Origin of the sequence: Marinomonas sp. MED121 (genome assembly GCF_000153025.1) — a bacterium.
Classification (GTDB): domain Bacteria; phylum Pseudomonadota; class Gammaproteobacteria; order Pseudomonadales; family Marinomonadaceae; genus Marinomonas.
Genome location: NZ_CH672429.1, coordinates 851,624 through 871,371 on the forward strand (window position 1 = coordinate 851,624; position 19,748 = coordinate 871,371).

Genomic DNA, 19,748 nt, shown 5'->3' on the forward strand with positions numbered 1-19,748 from the left:
TTATGTAAAACTTAATGGCTGATATACATTCAGTTTTGCAGTGTGACTGGCTTTTACTCTAAGTGAAAGCATCAAAGAAGATAAAGTAGAGAAAAGCCGCCCGAAGGCGGCTCAAAATCAGTTTAGACCTGCTTTCATTTTGCCTATCTAAATCAATGGGTGGCTGATATTTGTTTAATAAACGAGTGAGTCACTAAGGCTTTTCACCCGCAACCATTCTCTTATCAATGTCTTCAAGTACAGCAGGTAAGTCAGCTATGGTATCTATCTGATAATGTGCCCCTGACTCTTTAAAAGCCAGCCTTGCTTTCGCTCTTGCTTGGGTCAGTGTCTCTTCATCCGCGGCTTCATATTCTGCTTGGGTTAACCCTGCTTCATTACCAGATAATAAAAGTGCTACCGTCCACATGCTGGCATTCAACCCTTCTGTAATACCAGGTACTGAGTCATCAACTTTAACGCAGGCGTTAACATCAGTCACCGCCAAATCAATCACATTTTTAAGCACCATATAAGGTGCTGGTCGGCCACCAACGGCAAGATCATCCGTCGCCACCACATTATCTGGCGCGATACCATTTGTTTTCGCTGCAGGCAATAATTCGTCAATGACACAACGAGGGTAACCCGTACAAGAGCCTATTTTTAAGCCTTGTTCTCTTAACTGCTTTAGTACTTGTGGCGCGCCAGGAATAGGATCAGCATGTTGAGCTACCTTGGCAATTTGTAAAGGCATAAAGACTTCATAAATATCATCGATATTCTTATTTGTCATTGGCTCGCCAAACTGAGCTAACCAACGTTCAGCAACTTCTGGGATACGACCAACAGCTTGAATATGATCCCATTTACCAAGACCCATAGGAACACGAGCCTCAGCCAAAGAGACATCAAAGTCATAACCTCGTCTAAACGCTTCCACAAAAATGGTTGTTGGTGCAAAGGAACCAAAATCAACCAAGGTGCCTGCCCAATCGAAAATAACAGCTTGTAACTTTTGCATTTTAAATCCTCTCGTTTATTTGCTATCAGGCTGAGCCCTAGCGTCTTCTATCTATAAAAATTTAATGTCTATTAACAATGGCATATTAAAAACGGCCTATTTAGAAGGCGTGAATTCAAGCTCTGACAAAGCTTGCTCTAAAATGTCTAATGCTTGGCTTAACTCAGAACGAGTAATAATGAGTGGTGGACTAAGTTGCAGCACATTACCCTGACTCACCTTAAAACTCAGTCCTAATGCTAAGCAGCGATACATCACCTGTTCAGCTTGTGCTAGGGCACGCGTTTTCTTTATAGGGTCTGTGACTAACTCGATTCCCCATAGCATACCGACTCCTCTAACATCGCCTATGATGGGAAATTTAGCTGCCAAGTCAGCGAGTCTTGCTTTGACAAACTCATGATCTTGCCGTGTTTTTTCTAACAAATTATCCCTTTCAATCACCTCTATCATTGCCAGTGCCGCAGCACAGCCTATGGGGCTTTTTTCATGGGTATAGTGGCCTAAAGACACTTGCTCAGCCGTGTTGTATTCATCCCGCGTTAACATGGCGGCAAAAGGCACGACTCCTGCGCCTAAACCTTTACCTATGCAGAGAATATCCGGCTCTATGTCATAGTATTGATGGCTAAACCAATGCCCTGTTCGCCCCATGCCATTAGGAATATCATCTATTATCAAGAGCACATTATGGCGATCACAAATTTCTCTTACCCGCTTCCAATAAGCCTTGCTTGGCACTTGAACATCGGTATTACGTACAGCTTCTGCGATAAAGGCACCAACGCCCCCTTCTTTTTCAATCACATACTCTAAGTAGTCTGCATAATGAAGGTCACTACCATCGGGTGACGGTAAAGCGCCACGATAGCTTATTGCTGGTGGAATACGCTCAACACCTGCCATCAATGGCCCCATGTTTTCCCTAAAACAGGCCTCACCACCCACTGAAATTGCATCCATGGAAGCCCCATGAAAACTGTCCCACAGTGAAATCACCTTGGCATTTCCTGTCACATGCCGTGCAAGCTTAAGCGCCATACCCACAACTAAAGTACCACCTGGTGCAAAGAGCACACGATTAAGAGACTCTCCTGCAATGCTCGTTAGCTTAGCCGCGCAATCTACAGCGACGTGATGAGTAAAGCGCCTTGGAGCGAAAGGTAAATCCGCTAATTGAGCTTGTATTTTCGCTATCACATGGGGGTGTCCATGACCTAGCTGATGCACATTATTGCCATGAAAATCCATGTATTTATGGCCAGCTAGATCCTCTAAATAAATCCCTTTGGCAGCCACTAAGGCATCCAAGCAAGGAGTAGACATAGCCTGATGCAAAAAATGGCGGCTATCTTGTGATAGCAGATCCTTAGTTTTTTGATCGTGACTTTGTTCTATCCAGTCTTGTCTTACAGCACTGGTATTTGTATCCCCTTCACTGCAAGCACTTTGCGGATTAAGCTGTGAGATTTTCATATTCTATTTCAACCAGTACATAGCATTGCTAATGGCTAAAATAAGACGCTCAATATCCTTAGGATGCACATCCCCGATATTGCCAATTCTAAAACAGTCCGCATCAGATACCTTGCCTGGATAAATAACAAAGCCCTGTTTTTTCAATGCATTATAAAAATCTTTGAACTTGTAACCTTGCTCTTTTGGGGAGTAAAAAGAGGTAATAATTGGCGAATGTAGACTCTCGTCTAATAGGCACTTAAAACCTAAGCCTTGCATGCCTTCAACCAAGGTTTTTTGGTTTTGTGAATAACGCTGATATCTGGCCTTAACACCACCCTCTTCCTCTAGTTCTAGCATAGCTTGAGCAAAGGCTCTCACGGTGTGAGTAGGGGAGGTAAAGCGCCACTTCCCCTTGTTCGTTTCCATACATAACCATTGCTGGTAAAGATCTAATGAGAGTGATCGAGCTTGGCCTTGGCAGGCTTCTAACTGCTTTTTATTGGCAATTACAAAACCAAAACCTGGTACACCTTGGATACATTTATTGGCAGAGCTAATAAGAAAATCTATGCCTAATTCAGACATATCAAGGGGAATACCACCAAAGCTAGACATGGCGTCTAAAATCATGACCTTGTCATGCTTTTTGACTATCTCACAGACGCTTGTAACAGGATTTAACATGCCTGTAGTTGTTTCACAATGCACCATGGCAACATGGGTAATCTGACTATCCTGCTGCAAGATTTCATCTATCATGGCGGCGCTTGGCATAGTCATTTCGCCTAGCTCAAGCACATGGCAATCTAGCTTTAAATAAGCTGCGATTTCAGCCATACGTGCGCCATAAGCACCATTATTAACCACCAGCAATTTGCCGTCTTCTGGTATTATAGTACCAATCGTTGCTTCCACCGAGGCAGTACCACTTCCTTGCATCAAGGTCGCCGTATATTGCTCTCTATTTGGCGCTGACACCGCCAATGAAACCAGGTTAGATCGTATGACCTGCACTATGTCCAAATTGTATTCATCATCCCAAGTACACCAGTCTTGTAACATGGCTTCACGAACAGTTTTGGTCGTCGTTAACGGGCCTGGGGTGAGTAGTAAATATTGATTTTCGAGATTTCGCATCTAAAAACTCCATTTGGTATATACCAGATTTTTTAGATGATAATGGTCTTTAAGGTTTTATGTAAAGCCTTAGATGAAAATTCTCTTCAAAAAACCCGATTGAAATTGGCGTTTTATGTTAAAAAATCAGAAGTTTCACTATCTTGATTGGTTTTTAGTTAATCAGTGAGTATTTCAATAAATTTAGCGATTAATATTTTTTCTGGTAAATACCAAACCAACTTATATAATTGATAACACGCCAGCTAGATACAAGCCCTTCAGTTAGCAAGTCGGCTTTGTTATTATTCTGAGACACATCACTCCCGATCTGACAGGAAACGCTGCTTGCAATATCTAAAAATAATGGAATCCATTAACGAACAAATTGAGGCAGGATTGCTCACCCCGGGAAGCAAATTCCCAGCAGAAAGAAAACTAGCAGAAGCTTTTGATACTAGCCGAATAACCTTGAGAGAAGCCCTATCCTTATTAGAGTCTGATGGCAAAGTTTTTCGTGAAGATAGACGCGGTTGGTTTGTTTCTCCTTCACCTCTTTCCTATAACCCAACCAATACTGATAACTTTAAAACCATGGCACTTAAAGCAGGTAGAGAACCAAGGTCTGAATTATTAAGTTCTCAGTTAATACCTTGCCCACGAAATGCCGCCAAGTTATTAGGTGTTGAAGCTTTTACTAAAGTATTTAAATTTGAAAGGTTGCGCTTTTTAGATGAAAGACCCGTGGCTGTGACCATTAATTATGTCATAGCTGAGTATTTTCCAAGATTAGAAGAAAAGAACTTTATTGAATCACTGACACATACTTATAAAGAAGATTACAAGGTTCTCTATAGTCAAACCCGTTATCATATTCGTACAAGCTCATTACAAGGGGATATAGCACAGGCACTAAGAGCCACATCCGGTAGCCCAGCTATGCTTGTTGAAAGAGTCAATCATGACCAAAATGGTCGTTTAATCGACTGTGATTTAGAATATTGGCGCCATGATGCCATCAACATTCAATCCGTCGCCACCCTTACCCAAGAAGATTAACAAAACGGATGCCATTAGCAGGTCAAAAGAAGGTCACTTAAACGCAAAAGTGCCCTCTTTTAAACTTCTATTTATTACAAAATGCCAAAAGTAATTTCTAATTCTTGATTCTTCACCATGATAGATTGTAAGGTCGACTTGGCAATTTTCTGCTTTACATCCGAGTCTTTTAAAACATAAACAGGCCTTTTCGACAGACTCCTAGTTAACCCTGATTGCGCTGCCTTTTTTATCTCGGGGAGCAACTCAGGTGAGACACCATCAAGTGTTAAATCGACTAAACGAGCATTTTTAAAATAGAAAGCGCCCTCAGCCTGATTATACTCAAGTTGACCCACGATATGAGCCTGACCCGCTCCCCCCATGCCACCTGGCGCATCCACATTAATGTTTGATTTAAGCCCAATCTCGTTAGCCCCTTCAATCAAATCAATTTGCGGGTTTGATAATGTCATTGTTAAAAAGTATTTCTGTTTAACAATCGGCATAACCTTTTCAATTTGTTGCTGTAGTTCTGCCTCAGTAAAGCTATGAGTATAAGAAAAAGCGTTAGCCAAATTAGTGCTTAACACTATGATAAGCGTGATGATGAGTTTCATAAAAAATTCCAAGTCTGTTTTAGCAAATTTGTTTTAGATAGTTTACCAAAGTTAGATTAAGTGAATCTTAGCTTTGCTAAAAAATGTAATGTTTTTTTGTCAAAATAGTGTTGCTTTAAACAAGCTAAATTGCATGATTGGAAGTTCTTTTAAACAGGGCCTAAAATGATTTAAGTCACAAATAAAACATTGATTTACTCTAAAATCTATCCTTTTGTGCAACACAACGAATAACAAGCGATTGATACATCATAAGGCAAGTAAATGACGCTTAAATGGGAGTGGCTCTTACTCGCTTAAACCGACACTTGATGAAATAGCAGAGAGAATTATGAGAGTAAATGAGCCCGTTACAGGTAAAGAAGTCAGTTACCCTGAAGATTATAATATCTTGTCTATCGTCACCCCTTCGAGCCATATAACCCATGTCAGTAAAGATTTTGTGAGCCTATCAGGCTTTACTGAAGAAGAACTTCTAGGGCAACCACATAACCTTGTTCGCCACCCTGATATGCCAAAAGAAGCATTTAAAGACATGTGGGATCATCTTAAAGCACAAAAGTCTTGGATGGGGTTAGTTAAAAATAGATGCAAGAACGGCGATCATTATTGGGTTGATGCATTCGCATCTCCTATTATTCAAGATGGAAAAACCAAAGAATACCAATCTGTCAGACTGACCCCAAAAAGAAAACATGTAGACAATGCTGAAAAGCTTTATGCTCAAATACGCGCAGGCAAAATGCCACTTCAACTAAAGCTCCCACGTACCCGTTTATGGCAAAGAGCAGTGCTCACATTAATACCTTGTCTTATCGTCGCTTTCTTTCTACAAACTGTTTCACCAATCGCTGCGCTTGCTTTTTTGTTCTGCTCCAGTATCGCCAGTATTTTTTGGCTAACTCGCCCCTTAGAAGCCTTGAGCCAAGATGCGCGTAAAGTATTCGATAATCCTCTGATGGAGCTTATTTATAACAATAAGGTTAATGATATATCCGAAATTAAATTGGCAATGAAAATGCGTCAATTCGAAGTGAATGCGATTGTTGGTAGGATTCAAGATTCAAACATTCAACTAGGAGCATCCGCTGAAATATCCAGTAAAAATGGCAGTGAGACAGCAGATAATTTAAATCAACAAATAAAAGAAACAGAATTAGTTGCAACCGCAGTCAGCCAAATGAACACCACTGCCAACGATATTTTAGACAATGCAATTACGACATCTGATGCTGCCAAACAAGCCAATACTGCGACAACAGATGGTTTACAGGCTGTCAGTGAAACCGTGAGTGCCATTCAAAACTTAGCAGGCCAATTAAATAATGCATCACAGGTGATTGGCCAACTTGAAGAGCACGGCAGAACCATTAATGAAGTATTAAGTGTTATTGAAGGGGTTGCTGAACAAACAAACCTATTGGCTTTAAACGCTGCAATTGAAGCCGCCAGAGCAGGAGAACAGGGGCGAGGTTTTGCGGTTGTAGCAGATGAAGTACGCGAATTAGCTAAACGAAGCCAAGATTCAACAAAAGAAATACAAGAGGTCATCACTCAAATTCAAGGAGCGACAGCAAACGCAGTCTCCGCTATGGCTGAAGGTAACAAACAAGCTGATATTTGTGTTGATAGCGCAGAGCGTACAGGGGATAAATTAAGAGCATCATCAGAACAAGTTAAAGGAATATCTAATCAAAATGGGCAAATTGCCACAGCGATTAAAGAGCTGGTTCAAGTTTCTGGCGAAATGGATAAAAATATTCAGTTTATCAATGATGTCTGTAATAGCTCGGCATCGTTAGCAAATGAAACGGTGAATGAGTGTAATGGACTAAACAATCAATTGAATGAGCAAGATAGACTCGTTAAGCAGTTTCGACGCCTTGCTTAACCCTTTTTCAAATCGATGACATGAATCAAAAAGCGAAACCCTTAATCAACGTTTCGCTTTTCAATTCTAACGGTATCTTTCAAAAATTAAGATACCAGCTATTCACTTATTTTAATGGCATGTATATATCGGTTAATAAGTCGTTTGGGGCGACCTGTCTTGGGTCGTTTAAATACTCTTCAAATGGCGGTTGATCAGCCACTTCATAACCAGATTCTGCTAACCAAGTACCAAAAAACCATTTATAAGCTCGATGCATATCGGCATAAGGCCCTTTATATCGCAGCACCGCATAGTTACCAGATTGAATATCATAGTGCTCTAATGGTGCTTCAAGATTCGGTACTTTTTCTGGTGTTAGTGTAATGCCCGCTAAAGACCTTAACTCTGCTTCTGGCGTATTATCAGGGTCATGAAAATAGACCGCCATCATTCGAGTTGTCTGATCAAATAATTGGCGCATTCCTGCCCAACCAGATAGTTTTTCAAAAGCCTGTCCAATATTCATATAGCTTCCTTGATGAGGATAAACCACCATATGTATTGGCGTATCAAGTTGTGAAATACTGACTGAAAAAGTTGAGTTTACATTCGCATCTTGCATATTGCGCTTCTCCCTTGCCACTTTATATGGCGTTAATAAGGTCATTGGCTCTGCTCCTAAGTTGCGCCTTTGTTGGCGAAAACTGGCTGGAGGTGTTCCAAACTCGGCACTAAAAGCACGGGTAAAGGACTGAAGATGACGATAACCCGATAAACTGGCCGCTTGATTAATACTCATATCCGTATTGATCAAATTTCCTGCGGCTTTATGCAGGCGTAATCGCTTAATCATGTTACTAATACTCTCACCATATATACTGGTATAAATCCGATGCAAATGGTATTGAGAGATACCTGCGACGTCTGCCATGGTCATAAGGTCCAATGGCTCATTCAAGTGATCATAAATATAATCAATCAACTTTTGTAAGCGTGACTCGTAACCTAATTTACAGCTTGCCATAATCTCCATCCCCTCGTGTGTTTCAGCCAGTTCAGTCTAGCAATAGCGCATTTAGCAAATCTTGCTCAATTTCTTAAAACCTTAATAAACCTTAATTTCTTAATACATTAGTTAGCCACCTATTTAGACTGTTTTTGTGTTTTTGTTTGCGTGTAGGCCAATAAAAATTCCAAAAACGCCTTATTGGCATGAGATAAATAACCATGTTTTCGCCAAGCAATATTAAGGTCTAAAAAAATAGGGGGATCAAAGGGGCGAGTGATGAGCGCATCATCATCCTGAGTCACCATGGCAAGTAAGGTAGAAATACCAAAACCTTGCTTAATAATAGATTTTATTAACGGGAGAAGGTTCGTTTCAAAGCCAATATTAAGGCTCGCCCCTGTCTCTTTTGCTAATCTATCAACGGCTTTTCGATGGAAGTAACCTTGTTTAAACATGACTAATTCTTCTGCAAAAAACTGTGCTGGCGTGACTTTATCTAGCTCAGTAAAAGCATGCGTTTCATCGACAGTGACTAACATTTCTTCGGTTAATATCGAACGCATTTCTAAAGAGTCCGGCACGTCTTCAGCGACCACTACGCCAAGATCTATGTCTCCCTTTTCTATCTTATACTGAAGGTCTGAGGTTCCCCCTTCAATTACTTCTAAATTAAGCATGGGATATTGATGTTTGAAAGCCATTAATATGGGGGGAAAGTAATAGGAGCCCAACATGCTTGAAATACCAATGCGGACATCCCCCTTTACTAGGCCCCTACGTTCGCTCATTTCAAGCTCGGCATCATCATGGGTCTGAATAATTCTTTGTGCATACTGATAAAGCGCTCTGCCTTCATCGGTCAAACTCACTTTACGATCAGCACGATGCAATAAGGTCAAAGCGAGGTCCTGCTCTAACTTTTGAATTGACATACTAATAGCAGGCTGCGCGACACCTAAAGACTTAGCAGCTTTAGTGAAGCTCAGTTGATCGGCCACCGTTAGAAAATACCTAAGTTGTTTAATTTCCATCAATAATCCTTATAGATTTGATCATTAATATGAATTTTATTGATTTTAAATCTCTGCGTATAGTCAATTTATCTTAGACACAATAGAGTAACGACTGTGATACAGACAGGCAGCAAAACTTTTTGGCGCGCAAACCTAGCACTACTGATTGGCTCTTTTATGGTATTTGCCAATGTCTATGTGACTCAGCCTTTGTTGCCAATGATAGCGAGCAAGTTCGCTATCTCTACCCTAGAAGCAAATGCAAGCTTTACCATTACCACCTTCATTCTTGGTTTTTCTTTACTGATATTTGGCCCACTTTCAGATGCCTTAGGCAGAAAGTGGTTAATCTTGGTGACCATGCTAGGCATTACTATCACCACCCTTGCCTTAGCGTTAGTGACTCACTATCAAGACCTATTAATATTAAGAGGATTGCAGGGGTTCTTTTTGGCGGGTCTACCAGCCATAGCAATTGCCTATTTAGCTGAAGAATATCAATCTGATGCCATGATAATTGCGGTGGGCCTATATATTGCGGGAAACTCTTTAGGTGGTATTGGTGGTCGATTAATAGGGGGGTTTTTAGGTGAATGGCAAGGCTTAAGCAATACCTTTTTCATCATGGCAGGTATCTCAAGTCTCTGTCTCATTAGTTTTGCCTATTTACTGCCTAACTCTCAGCACTTTTCTGCAAAAACGTTAAATATAAAAACAGTCTTAAGTAACTTTAAACATCACCTGACAAACAAAGCGCTTGTAATCGCTTATTTCATTGGTGGTTTGAGTTTCTTTATTTTTATCAATCAATACAGCTATATCACTTTTGTCCTAGAGGCTGCACCTTACTCACTCACAAGTAAGTTAATTGGCATGCTCTTTTTAACTTATTTAGCAGGCACATTTGCCTCTTCTTTATCAGGCAAGCTCGCACTTAAATACTCTCAACCAAGCTGTATGATGCTAGGCACAAGCCTATTAATATTAGGCTCTCTGATCACTCTAGAGTTAAGCTTATTTGCCATCATTTTTGGCTTAACAATGAATAGTTTTGGCTTTTTTCTAACTCACTCCACTGCGAGTGCTTGGGTCAGTAAACAGGCGAGCCAGTCAAAAGTAAAAGCGAATGCCAGTGCGAGCGCACTCTATTTGACCTTCTATTATATGGGGGCAAGTTTTGGTAGCTTTTACCTTGATCCATTTTGGCAGGCTTATGGCTGGAACGGGGTTGTAATGGCTTCTCTTTTCGTCTTATTCATCATCTTGTTATTGGATTTGTCTTTATTTAAAGCACATTTAGCCACTGATCAGCACAAGAGTATCAAGCTGATTTAGCAAGCTGACACTACTTTTCTAAAGCGTAGATCTCTTCATTGATCACTTCCATACGCTCAAGCACAACCGCTTGGGCATCTTGAAGGCCCTTGTTATAAAAGCTAGAACCAAACTCTTTGGCGATAAAATCTAATAAAAATTCAGCTTCAAAACCACCAAGGTCTAATTCAAATTCTGCTGACATATACTGTTTAAGCTTAGGTATTAAGTTATCTTTTTCAGCCTGAGTAAAACTAAATTTTGACATAGGGATCCCTTTAGCAATTGTTTTTATGTATCTTTTGGCGGAAAACTTCTGGCAATAGCACACGTTGCTTTGGCATTTTTTTGTTTAGGCAAAACAAGCTCAGGTTCAGTATTGGTTTGCTTTTGACACGCCACTAAACTTGCTGACTCAGCGACACCATAGACACCCACCGTATTAAAAACATAATCAGAATGCGTACTTAATAAACGCTTCATAGGACTTAATTCGTCAATACTCCAAGTCTTAAAAGGCTTATTATATTTTTTGGCTAGGGCAATGAGATTCACCTCATCTGCCTTAATATCGATACTGTTAATGCTATCAATTTGCTCAATAGACAAACCTGCCTGAGTCAAACTTTCTAGCATTAGTTCTTCAAGATATACTAAAGAGCAATCTCTCTCGCACCCCATACCTAGAGTATAAAATGGCTGTAAATAAGGGGATGCAGTGGTAATCACTAATTGAGATTTAAGCAAGCATGAAACCTGATGCGCCCAATCGTTTGCTCCTCCCTCATGGCCAGATAGTAATGGGATAACAAACTTACCCATTTCATCAAGCACTAAAACAGGTGGGTCTTGATGCTTATCCTCCAAGACAGGTGCAAGTGTTCGCATCACTATGCCAGTGGCACAGATAAAGATAAGTCTATCGCCCCCTTGAAAGGCGTTTTGCACCTTTTCGGCAAAGGGTTTAGCTTTAAAATGAACCTCAATATCATCCCCAGGCAATACCTGTTTTAGCTTTTGCGCTAGTGCTAATCCAAGTTCAGTTAAAGCAAAAATTTGAATCATGAGTGGCTATCCTTATACCTTTCATCTTCACTTCGAGTAATTAAAAAAAGTGAAAAATAAGGCCCAGTCTCATCTTTAAGCAAGCTCACATCAGTCACTAGTTTTTGATTTTCTCGCCCTATGTACTCAAGATACTTTGCATCTTTCATACGCCCACTTTCTGTTAAAGACGTCAATATTTTAGATCGAGCTTTACCTGCTTTCATGATGACAACAGTATCATGACCTGCTAAAACTGAGGTTAGTTGCTCTTGAGAATGACGACCACTGACTATAGTAAAAGACTCTTTTAACATGGTGAGTGGATGCACTAATGTCGAAGAAGCAGCATGCACTGAGGAAATCCCAGGTACGGATAAACACTCAGAATGAGTATTTAGTCGTTCTAATAAATAGGCAAAAGAGCCAAAAAACAAAGGATCCCCTTCGCATAAAAAAATGACATCTTTACCTTCAGATAATACCCTTTCAATGCTTTTTGCACCTAAATCATATGCTTGATTAGCAAGACGTCTATCTAAAGACATAGGCATTTGAATTTCTATGTACTCTTGTTCAATAGACACTAAATCAAAAGCTTCACGGGCAATATTAAAAGCCTGAGATTGGCCTTCATCATTTGCTAAATAACTCACAACTTGCGCATGCTGAATGAGGCGTAATGCCTTGAGTGTGAGTAACTCTGGATCACCAGGCCCTACTCCGACCCCAATAAAACGTCCTCGTTCTTGGGTCATAGCAGTGGCTTGGATACTTTTTGAGGTAAAGGCTGAAGGCATGTTTTTCGCTTCACTTAGAAAACAAGCCCACCCCGATTAAAGGTATGGGCATAAAATATAACCTCTATTTAAACTAGCTAAGCTTCTCAAATTTAAACAGGGTAACGGGTAAACTCGGTCGATATAGCTGCTGTCCAGCAAGTAAATCTAATTTAGACTGTGCTAATTGTTTAGATTCATACAGGGCATCATTTTCAGCCACTCTGGTTTGCATAAAGGATTGCAAAGCAAATTTAGTATTTTCAGTGACCGCACTGGCAACCAATACACCACCCGCTTCAAGTTTTTGCCAGACTTGGGATAAAATCAGACTTAAATTACCATCACTTCCTCCAACAAAGACCTTATTTGGGTTTGGTAATGCTAATAAGGATTCAGGCGCTCTCCCTGAAACCAAGTTAAGGTTAGCCATAACACCAAATCGGTTTCTATTGGCCGACAGACATTCTTGGCGTCCTAAATGATGTTCAATTGCATAAACATTCGCTTTTTCATGCCAATAACTCATTTCGACGGAAACACCACCACAACCGGCACCAATATCCCACACAGTATCTGTGTCACAGATTTGCAACAGAGATAAAACAGATAAGCGGACATCTCGTTTGGTAATCATGCCTTTCCCCTCACCTTTATCTGTGATGAATTTTTCATCTTCGATACCAGGAAACTCAGGGAAAAAGCTAGTTTGGCTAGAGGTTTCTATGACCACCACATTAAGCGCATCAAAAGCTAACTCTTTTTGTTCAACTAGCTCATCTGCAATAAAGTGACTGAGTTTTTCTTGTTCATAACCTATAGCTTCACACACATGTACTTTAGATAAACCCAGTCCAGCATCGGCACACTCTTTCGCTAATACCTGCGGGGTACTTTTGGCATCGGTTAATAAAACAAGGGTTTTATTGGACTGTAAATGACGTCTAATACTTTCAACAGGACGACCATGAACACTGATTACATTAGCATCCTGAAGTGAGATACCCAGTTTATGACAAGCGGCTTGGACACTTGATACTGCAGGTGTAAAGCGTAACTGGCTAGCGGCAAAATTGCGTGTTAGCCAACCACCTATGCCAAAAAACAATGGATCACCAGAGGCAAGTAAGACAATCTTGTTCTTACCTCTTTGCTTAAAAGAATCAAACTTAGCTTTTAAATCATTAAGGCTGGGTAAAAGCTGGCAATAATCAGTTTCTTGAGCATTTTTAGACTGACCAAGATAGGCACTTAACGTGTCTAACTGACGCTGAGAGCCCATGACACAATCCGCTTGTTCTAAAACATCTTGAGTAACTTGATCTAATTTAACGTTTTCTTTAACGCCTAATCCCACCACATGAATTAACAAATCATTGATTGTTGATTCTTCTGTGCTTATTTCAGATAAGGTTAATTCTGGCACTTTCCACTCCATTGTAAATACACACTAACTTTAAATGTTACAACCGGCATTAGTAGTACTCACCAATATTACATCTTAATAAAGCATTACAGCTGGCTGACGAAACCGCACTCCCTCCGATTCGAGACAGCAGAGTAATACATTCTACATTCAACGCTTTATGGCAATCCCATAAAGCCTGTTTTGATTCAGCAGCCCCTACAAAACCCACTGGCATTGCAATGATTAATGCAGGTTTAGCTGCACCTTGCTTAATCATTTCCATCAGTCGATATAAAGCGGTAGGCGCATTACCTATCACCACGATACTGCCCTGCAAATATGGTCGCCATAATTCTAATGCGGCCATAGAGCGAGTTTCGCCTTTTTGCTTAGCTATGACAGGGGTGCTTTCATGATTTAAAAAACACAAGGGTTCATGGTTAATCATGCGTTTTGTGATGCCTTGCTTAACCATTTCAACATCACATAAAATCGGGGCATCTTGCGCTAAAGCTTGTCGGCCTGACTGACATGCATTCTGGCTGAAGCGAACGTGTTCAGCCGCTTCTAGTAGTCCAATGCTATGAACAACACGCATAACGACCTGCTGTTCATCTAGGCTAAATGCCTCTAACTCTGTCAAAGACCTAATTTGACGAAAACTGTCCTTTTCAATCGCCTGCGGATTTAATTCGTATTCAAATTTCAAAAATCATGTTCCGTATTATCCCAACTTAGATTGGGAATGGCTGTATTTTTTTATTGCTGCAAAACACTCATCGAGTGAATTAAATAACTTATCGGGTCCCATTAAGTTAGGTCTTTCTAGCATAAGAACGGCTAACATAAGGCGGTTAGCTACTTGCAGTTTTGCCGATGTTGCACTACCACCACTATTTTTACTTACAATAACATCAATATCTTGCGTTTGAATCAATAAACTTTCATCTTGGTAAAAAAAAGGCCCAATTGCCTTTAACCAATGAAGTTTAGCCAGTCTCTCATAGGAAAATTTAGGCTTTACCGCTGTACGCAGCACAATATGCTCGATATTTGCCAGTGCATTAATACGCGTTAACTCTTCTAAGCTAAATTGGCCTGCACTTAATAAAGGGCGTTTATAGTTTTCGAGCATTTTTACTAACTGTTCAAAATCATGATAACAGTGCCATTGATCCTGATTGCTTCTTTCCCAAGCAGGTCGATGAAAACGCCAAACAGGCACCCCAAGCGCTTGACCAGATAAGACGGCTTGATCACTCATTTTTTTTGCATAAGGGTGAGTAACATCCAAGACTAAATCTACTTGGTTCCTAGATAAATACTCAGTTAACCCTCCCAATTTTCGAAAGCCCCCCACTAAAACAGGGCAATCTAATGTCGGCGTTCTCACTAAACCTGCAATACTATAAGTCACATCAAATTTTTGCTGAATGAGATTGTCACATAAACGCCTCGCATCAGCGGTGCCACCCAACAAAAGTATTTTCATTTTTTTGCTGGCTCCTGCGCCATGGCAACAAACTCTCCTTTGCGGTTAATGGCCCATATCTCAAGCTCAATATGAGCAGGTATGTATTGTCGACAAAAGATAAGCGCTTTTTGACAAATAGAAAGCGCAAGGTCAATACCGGCATCATTGCACAGGGTCAAAGCCTGAATACTCGTATTCGCACCCTTAATGTCTGACAGTAACGCTTGAGAAGCCCCCTGGTCAGCCGCTATTTGCGCCAGCTGATCAAAGTCGATACTTGAAACACGACTATTTAAATCCATATGACCATTGGCAAGTTTTGTCAATTTACCAAAACCACCACAGATACTTAATTTCAATAATGTTTGATCACGCTTTTCTAGTTTACGTATATGCTTTAAAACGGCACCAACAAAATCCCCCATCTCAATGAGTGCTGTTTCTTGTAGCTGATAATGAGCTTTTATCGCTTCTTCGCTGGCATTACCTGTGGTAGCAGCAAGATGAGTAAAAGCATTGGCCCTTGCCACATCTATCCCTTGATGAATAGAAGCTATATAAGCAGCACACGAAAAAGGCCTAACAATACCCGTGGTACCTAAAATAGATAATCCGCCCATTATACCCAACCTCGGGTTCATGGTTTTTAACGCGATTTCTTCACCGTTTATTATCCCTACTCGAACTAAAAAGCCGCCTAGATAAGCAGTTTCTTGAGCCAATTTTAACAAATGCTCAAGCATCATTTTTCTTGGTACAGGGTTAATAGCAGGTTCGCCAATCTCTAGCACTAGACCTGTTTTTGTTACTGTCCCGACGCCTTCGGCTGCTTCAAATGTAACCCCCTCGGATGTTGTCAGTATCAGTTCAACAAAGACAGTCGCTCCATGGGTAGCATCAGGATCATCTCCGGCATCTTTGATCGTGCTAACTCTTATCCCCCCACTAATCTCTTGATAAGCAAGTATGTCTAAGCTCACCACTTGCCCTTTCGGCAAGCTAACCTCTACTTTTCGAGCAAGGTTTTCAGACTGAGATAACAAAGCTTGGGCCCCAGCGACACAACAGGCGGTTGCACAACATCCCGTCGTTAGCCCTGTTTTCAAAGGCTTAACCTCTTCGCTACTTTCTGGCCACATGGGTGATTAAGCTCGATTAAAAATGGCCGCGACAGCCACCGGATTAGACGGAAAAAATAGATGTAAATAACTGGCTGTTAAGCCTTGTTCTTGATAAATCGCTTCACCCGGGGCTGGATGTCTTTGACGGCGACCAAAACTAATAGGTTCTGGTGTGTTATTACTTCGAGACCTGTGGTGCGCATGGGCCCTGATTTCACCTTGAGGTAGTATCGCCGTTTGCATACCTTGGCAGCCTCGCTTACCTCGCATAGCGCCATCACCGGCTAAAATACCTAGCATAGGGTAAGTATCATTCTTTAAATCTGTCAGGGTTTCTAAGCTATAAAGCAAACCACCACACTCAGCTAAAATACCTTTTCCTTGGGCAAAAAAATCTTGAATTTCTTGCTTGATAGCAAGATTTTCTGCCAATGCTTGAGTATGAAGTTCAGGATACCCTCCAGGTAACCAAAGTGCATCCGCTGCCGGTAAGACGTTATCTTTTAATGGGGAGAAAAAGCATATTTCAGCTCCCATTTCAGTTAAACATTTAAGGTTAGCATCATAAATAAAACTAAAGGCAGCATCTGAGGCCACAGCAATGGTTTTCCCTTTTAATAGCCCCAGATGCTCTTCATGAGTGTCTAACTCAGCGGGGAAAAAGCTAACTGGCTTAGGCAAATCTAAAAGCTGATTATCACTTGATTGCATTAACCAATCTACAGCCGCCTCAAACCTTTGCTCAAGCTCCCCCTTTACTTCATTTGCTTGCACTAAACCAAGGTGACGCTCGGGTAAAACAATGTCCTCATCACGTTTTAAACTAGCGAGCAAAGGCAGCGTTTCTGGCAGAGCATCTCTAATTAGCTGAGCATGACGTTCACTACCACAACGGTTAGCAATTAAGCCGGCTATTTCTATATCATCACGAAAATTAGCCATACCGGATGCAAGGGCCGCAGCCGTTTGCGCCATACCTTTGACATCCATTACGATAGCAAGCGGGATATTAAAACGAGCGGCAAGATCGGCGCTTGATGGCTCACCATCAAACATGCCCATGGCCCCTTCAACTAAAATAAGATCAGCAAGCTTAGCCGCCTCATAAAATTTTTGTTGGCAATAAGCATCACCCGCCATCCAAATATCAAGCTGCTCAACCGCATTACCTGATGCTTGAGCTAAGATTTGAGGGTCTAGGTAGTCTGGTCCAGTTTTAAACACATGCACCTTTTTACCTTGCTTAGAAAAGTACCTCGCAAGTGCCGCTGTAATGGTTGTTTTACCTTGATTAGATGCAGGTGCAGATAAAAATAATGCAGGGCAAGAAATACTCTCTTTCACTTGGTCATTCACTCAAAACCATCCCAAAATATGTTTAATATTAACCCTAAGCCTGTCTTAGAAAGTGGCTTATTCATTTAAATTGTAAAATAATCAGCATTTATTGCTTGAGCAAGTTGCTGTGCTTTGCCTCTTTTGATCACACTGGCTTCGATATCAATAAGGCTGCAGTTCCCCTTTAGCTCGATATCAGTGACATCCGCTTGAGTGCGCCCATCGGTAAAAATATAAGTATGGCTCTGACTCGTTGGGGATTGCTTATAATAGCGGGTTAACCAAGTAGCGACCTGCAATAAGCCATCTCGAAATGGTGTGCCACCACCGGCTTGAATATTATTCAAGAATTCGCTCATATCTTTTGGGGCTCTTACCTTTGCTTGTATTTGTTTTACTTCATTATTACCAAAGATAAACATGGCGATTTGTTCTCGTTTTAAATAAGCCTGTTGCGTAATATCTAAAATAGCGCCCTTTGCTTTAGCAAAAACAGCGTGACCTAACATTGAAGCCGAACAATCAAGCAAAATAAGATGCAGTATACTTTGGCCCGTTTTTGCTCTATGCCGATGCAACTTTTCAGGGGGCCATTGAAAGCCTTCTGTATCAATTGATTGAGTGATTGTTTGATGCCAATTTACAGATTTACTCAGTGTGCTTTTAGTTTGACTTCTTCCCTGGGCATTTTCACCTTTGCTGACGAAAAAGTCTTGCAGTGCAAACGGCGTCGAAAAAACCTTGTTAACTTTTACCCGTGTCTGTGATTCAAACTGAATACTCTTATCTAAAGCTTGAGATTGAGCTGGCATGCTGCCCCAATCGTCATCATCTGCTTGAGGAGTGTCCTTATCTTCGCTATCCGTTTTTCCTTGATGACCTTGTTCTGCTTGGCTGTGAGGGTTATGAGCGCCTTGAGATTTTGAGCTTTCAGGCCGTCTATTATTAGTTTGTGTTTGTGTTTGTGCCTGGTTTGGGCTTTTACTCTCCTGCTGATTTGTCGAGTTACCTGAATCAGGTGGCGAAGAGTCGGCCTGTCGTCTATGGGCTAATACTAACTCTGCAACCATATCTAAATCAGCACGAGTAACCGCTTTCCCACCTCGCCAAGCAGTATATGCCATTGCTGCTCTTAACCAGACTATATCCGCTCTCACCCCATCAACATTTGCTTGAAAACAGGCTTTAGCAATTAATAATCGTATTTCATCACTGCACTCAATGTGGGGTAATTTTTGCTGAGCAATCTCAATACTTTGCCTAAGGTTCTTCTGCTTAACTCTATATTTATCACAGAAAGCTTGTGCATTTTGATCAAACTCATCTCTTAATTTAACAATTTGAATACGCTCATCCAAACTATAGTTATTTGCTAGTTCAACCATCAGGCCAAACCTGTCTTGAAGCTGGGGTCTGAGCTCACCTTCATCAGGATTCATAGTGCCGACAAGTATAAATTTAGCCGCATGTTCATGACTAATGCCATCACGCTCAACCCGATTAACACCGCTTGCCGCCACATCTAAAAGTTGATCAACTAAATTGTCTGCTAATAAATTGACCTCATCCACATAGAGCACTCCACCATGGGCCTTACTTAATAGGCCGGGATGAAAAGCAACCTCTTTACTTTTTAGTACCTTATCTAAATCAAGCGTTCCTAGTAGGCGATCTTCGCTGGCCCCTAATGGTAGGGTTGCAAAAGGTGCCTCAGGATCGGGTAATACATGAGCAAGCCCTCTTGCTAAAGTCGACTTAGCGCACCCTCTTGGTCCACTGACAAGCACTCCACCTAACAAAGGGTTAATCGCCGCAAGAGTCAGGGCTAATTTAAAGTTTTCTTGGCCTGCAACGGCAGTAAAAGGGAATTCTAGGTGTAAAAAAGAGGTCATGTATTAGCCCAGTTAAATTGAAAACCACAGGCTAAATTAAGCCAGTGAAGAGACCATATATAGGCAAGGAAAACTTGTCAATTTTGGCTTTAGGCTAATCCTAGAAATTTCTTCAAATAGAGGCCTATTCAATATTTCATTCAGGTTAAAGTGAAAAATTAGCAGGTTAAGCCCGCATATCATCGAAAAACTGACACTCTTAAATCAAACTGCATTTAATTTAACGAGCTTATTGACCTTAGATC

18 protein-coding genes are annotated in these 19,748 nt (G+C 41.0%); 3 read left to right on the top strand and 15 right to left on the bottom strand.

Translation table 11 applies throughout. The annotated features are described in order from the left end of the window. Window positions 1-193 precede the first annotated feature (193 nt). The 3 genes from phnX to phnW all read right to left on the bottom strand — a co-directional run bounded on the left by phnX (window position 194) and on the right by phnW (window position 3,601). Window positions 194-1,003 carry a phosphonoacetaldehyde hydrolase gene (phnX, locus tag MED121_RS03825; RefSeq protein ID WP_009832290.1) on the bottom strand — a complete coding sequence of 270 codons (810 nt, stop codon included), beginning with the start codon at window positions 1,001-1,003 and terminating at the stop codon, window positions 194-196. A 96-nt stretch (window positions 1,004-1,099) separates the two neighbouring features. After that, on the bottom strand, window positions 1,100-2,479 hold the full coding sequence (locus MED121_RS03830; RefSeq protein ID WP_009832291.1) for an aspartate aminotransferase family protein: 1,380 nt from the start codon (window positions 2,477-2,479) through the stop codon (window positions 1,100-1,102). Window positions 2,480-2,482: 3 nt separating this feature from the next. Beyond that, complete coding sequence (gene phnW / locus MED121_RS03835) at window positions 2,483-3,601, bottom strand: 2-aminoethylphosphonate--pyruvate transaminase (protein WP_009832292.1); 1,119 nt, start codon at window positions 3,599-3,601, stop codon at window positions 2,483-2,485. Between the two features lie 327 nt (window positions 3,602-3,928). Here phnW and MED121_RS03840 point away from each other — a divergent pair, with 327 nt between their 5' ends. After that, window positions 3,929-4,639 (top strand): UTRA domain-containing protein, encoded by a 711-nt coding sequence (locus MED121_RS03840; RefSeq protein ID WP_036178667.1) that lies wholly within the window; start codon window positions 3,929-3,931, stop codon window positions 4,637-4,639. Between the two features lie 74 nt (window positions 4,640-4,713). Here the strand turns inward: MED121_RS03840 and MED121_RS03845 are convergent, their stop codons facing one another. Then, on the bottom strand, window positions 4,714-5,238 hold the full coding sequence (locus MED121_RS03845) for a DUF1439 domain-containing protein (RefSeq protein WP_009832295.1): 525 nt from the start codon (window positions 5,236-5,238) through the stop codon (window positions 4,714-4,716). Between the two features lie 331 nt (window positions 5,239-5,569). On the opposite strand from MED121_RS03845, the gene MED121_RS03850 reads away from it, so the two are divergent. Then, the gene (locus MED121_RS03850; RefSeq protein ID WP_009832296.1) at window positions 5,570-7,129 is read left to right on the top strand and encodes a PAS domain-containing methyl-accepting chemotaxis protein; all 1,560 of its coding nucleotides are present in this window, start codon (window positions 5,570-5,572) and stop codon (window positions 7,127-7,129) included. Window positions 7,130-7,235: 106 nt separating this feature from the next. Here the strand turns inward: MED121_RS03850 and MED121_RS03855 are convergent, their stop codons facing one another. Together MED121_RS03855 and MED121_RS03860 are read right to left on the bottom strand one after the other, a co-directional pair. Then, complete coding sequence (locus tag MED121_RS03855; protein WP_050764524.1) at window positions 7,236-8,135, bottom strand: AraC family transcriptional regulator; 900 nt, start codon at window positions 8,133-8,135, stop codon at window positions 7,236-7,238. A gap of 119 nt (window positions 8,136-8,254) precedes the next feature. Next, window positions 8,255-9,151, bottom strand: coding sequence for a LysR family transcriptional regulator (locus MED121_RS03860; RefSeq protein WP_009832298.1), 897 nt, complete (start codon window positions 9,149-9,151; stop codon window positions 8,255-8,257). Between the two features lie 96 nt (window positions 9,152-9,247). Here MED121_RS03860 and MED121_RS03865 point away from each other — a divergent pair, with 96 nt between their 5' ends. Continuing rightward, window positions 9,248-10,468 (top strand): MFS transporter, encoded by a 1,221-nt coding sequence (locus tag MED121_RS03865; protein WP_009832299.1) that lies wholly within the window; start codon window positions 9,248-9,250, stop codon window positions 10,466-10,468. 10 nt (window positions 10,469-10,478) lie between these two features. Here MED121_RS03865 and MED121_RS03870 read toward each other — a convergent pair whose 3' ends face one another. The 9 genes from MED121_RS03870 to MED121_RS03910 all read right to left on the bottom strand — a co-directional run bounded on the left by MED121_RS03870 (window position 10,479) and on the right by MED121_RS03910 (window position 19,503). Then, window positions 10,479-10,715: a DUF2164 domain-containing protein gene (locus MED121_RS03870; RefSeq protein ID WP_009832300.1), complete on the bottom strand. Its 237-nt coding sequence runs from the start codon at window positions 10,713-10,715 to the stop codon at window positions 10,479-10,481. A 23-nt stretch (window positions 10,716-10,738) separates the two neighbouring features. After that, window positions 10,739-11,512 (bottom strand): cobalamin biosynthesis protein, encoded by a 774-nt coding sequence (locus MED121_RS03875; protein WP_009832301.1) that lies wholly within the window; start codon window positions 11,510-11,512, stop codon window positions 10,739-10,741. Then, window positions 11,509-12,291 carry a precorrin-2 C(20)-methyltransferase gene (cobI, locus tag MED121_RS03880; RefSeq protein ID WP_009832302.1) on the bottom strand — a complete coding sequence of 261 codons (783 nt, stop codon included), beginning with the start codon at window positions 12,289-12,291 and terminating at the stop codon, window positions 11,509-11,511. The genes MED121_RS03875 and cobI overlap by 4 nt, the downstream gene beginning before the upstream one ends. A gap of 73 nt (window positions 12,292-12,364) precedes the next feature. Next, window positions 12,365-13,696: a precorrin-6y C5,15-methyltransferase (decarboxylating) subunit CbiE gene (gene cbiE / locus MED121_RS03885; protein ID WP_242603170.1), complete on the bottom strand. Its 1,332-nt coding sequence runs from the start codon at window positions 13,694-13,696 to the stop codon at window positions 12,365-12,367. A 49-nt stretch (window positions 13,697-13,745) separates the two neighbouring features. After that, window positions 13,746-14,387 (bottom strand): precorrin-8X methylmutase, encoded by a 642-nt coding sequence (locus tag MED121_RS03890; protein WP_009832304.1) that lies wholly within the window; start codon window positions 14,385-14,387, stop codon window positions 13,746-13,748. 15 nt (window positions 14,388-14,402) lie between these two features. Further along, window positions 14,403-15,170, bottom strand: a complete 768-nt coding sequence (locus MED121_RS03895; protein WP_009832305.1) for a precorrin-6A/cobalt-precorrin-6A reductase — start codon at window positions 15,168-15,170, stop codon at window positions 14,403-14,405. Next, complete coding sequence (locus MED121_RS03900; protein WP_009832306.1) at window positions 15,167-16,291, bottom strand: cobalt-precorrin-5B (C(1))-methyltransferase; 1,125 nt, start codon at window positions 16,289-16,291, stop codon at window positions 15,167-15,169. The genes MED121_RS03895 and MED121_RS03900 overlap by 4 nt, the downstream gene beginning before the upstream one ends. A 6-nt stretch (window positions 16,292-16,297) precedes the next feature. Continuing rightward, complete coding sequence (locus MED121_RS03905; RefSeq protein WP_009832307.1) at window positions 16,298-17,629, bottom strand: cobyrinate a,c-diamide synthase; 1,332 nt, start codon at window positions 17,627-17,629, stop codon at window positions 16,298-16,300. Window positions 17,630-17,694: 65 nt separating this feature from the next. Further along, window positions 17,695-19,503: an ATP-binding protein gene (locus MED121_RS03910; protein WP_009832308.1), complete on the bottom strand. Its 1,809-nt coding sequence runs from the start codon at window positions 19,501-19,503 to the stop codon at window positions 17,695-17,697. Window positions 19,504-19,748: the final 245 nt, after the last annotated feature.

What these genes read in the sequence shown, in the direction of transcription:
- phnX (WP_009832290.1), bottom strand. Translation starts at nt 1,003, where the DNA reads ATGCAAAAGTTACAAGCTGTTATTTTCGATTGGGCAGGCACCTTGGTT.
- MED121_RS03830 (WP_009832291.1), bottom strand. Translation starts at nt 2,479, where the DNA reads ATGAAAATCTCACAGCTTAATCCGCAAAGTGCTTGCAGTGAAGGGGAT.
- phnW (WP_009832292.1), bottom strand. Translation starts at nt 3,601, where the DNA reads ATGCGAAATCTCGAAAATCAATATTTACTACTCACCCCAGGCCCGTTA.
- MED121_RS03845 (WP_009832295.1), bottom strand. Translation starts at nt 5,238, where the DNA reads ATGAAACTCATCATCACGCTTATCATAGTGTTAAGCACTAATTTGGCT.
- MED121_RS03850 (WP_009832296.1), top strand. Translation starts at nt 5,570, where the DNA reads ATGAGAGTAAATGAGCCCGTTACAGGTAAAGAAGTCAGTTACCCTGAA.
- MED121_RS03855 (WP_050764524.1), bottom strand. Translation starts at nt 8,135, where the DNA reads ATGGCAAGCTGTAAATTAGGTTACGAGTCACGCTTACAAAAGTTGATT.
- MED121_RS03860 (WP_009832298.1), bottom strand. Translation starts at nt 9,151, where the DNA reads ATGGAAATTAAACAACTTAGGTATTTTCTAACGGTGGCCGATCAACTG.
- MED121_RS03870 (WP_009832300.1), bottom strand. Translation starts at nt 10,715, where the DNA reads ATGTCAAAATTTAGTTTTACTCAGGCTGAAAAAGATAACTTAATACCT.
- MED121_RS03875 (WP_009832301.1), bottom strand. Translation starts at nt 11,512, where the DNA reads ATGATTCAAATTTTTGCTTTAACTGAACTTGGATTAGCACTAGCGCAA.
- cobI (WP_009832302.1), bottom strand. Translation starts at nt 12,291, where the DNA reads ATGCCTTCAGCCTTTACCTCAAAAAGTATCCAAGCCACTGCTATGACC.
- MED121_RS03895 (WP_009832305.1), bottom strand. Translation starts at nt 15,170, where the DNA reads ATGAAAATACTTTTGTTGGGTGGCACCGCTGATGCGAGGCGTTTATGT.
- MED121_RS03900 (WP_009832306.1), bottom strand. Translation starts at nt 16,291, where the DNA reads ATGTGGCCAGAAAGTAGCGAAGAGGTTAAGCCTTTGAAAACAGGGCTA.
- MED121_RS03910 (WP_009832308.1), bottom strand. Translation starts at nt 19,503, where the DNA reads ATGACCTCTTTTTTACACCTAGAATTCCCTTTTACTGCCGTTGCAGGC.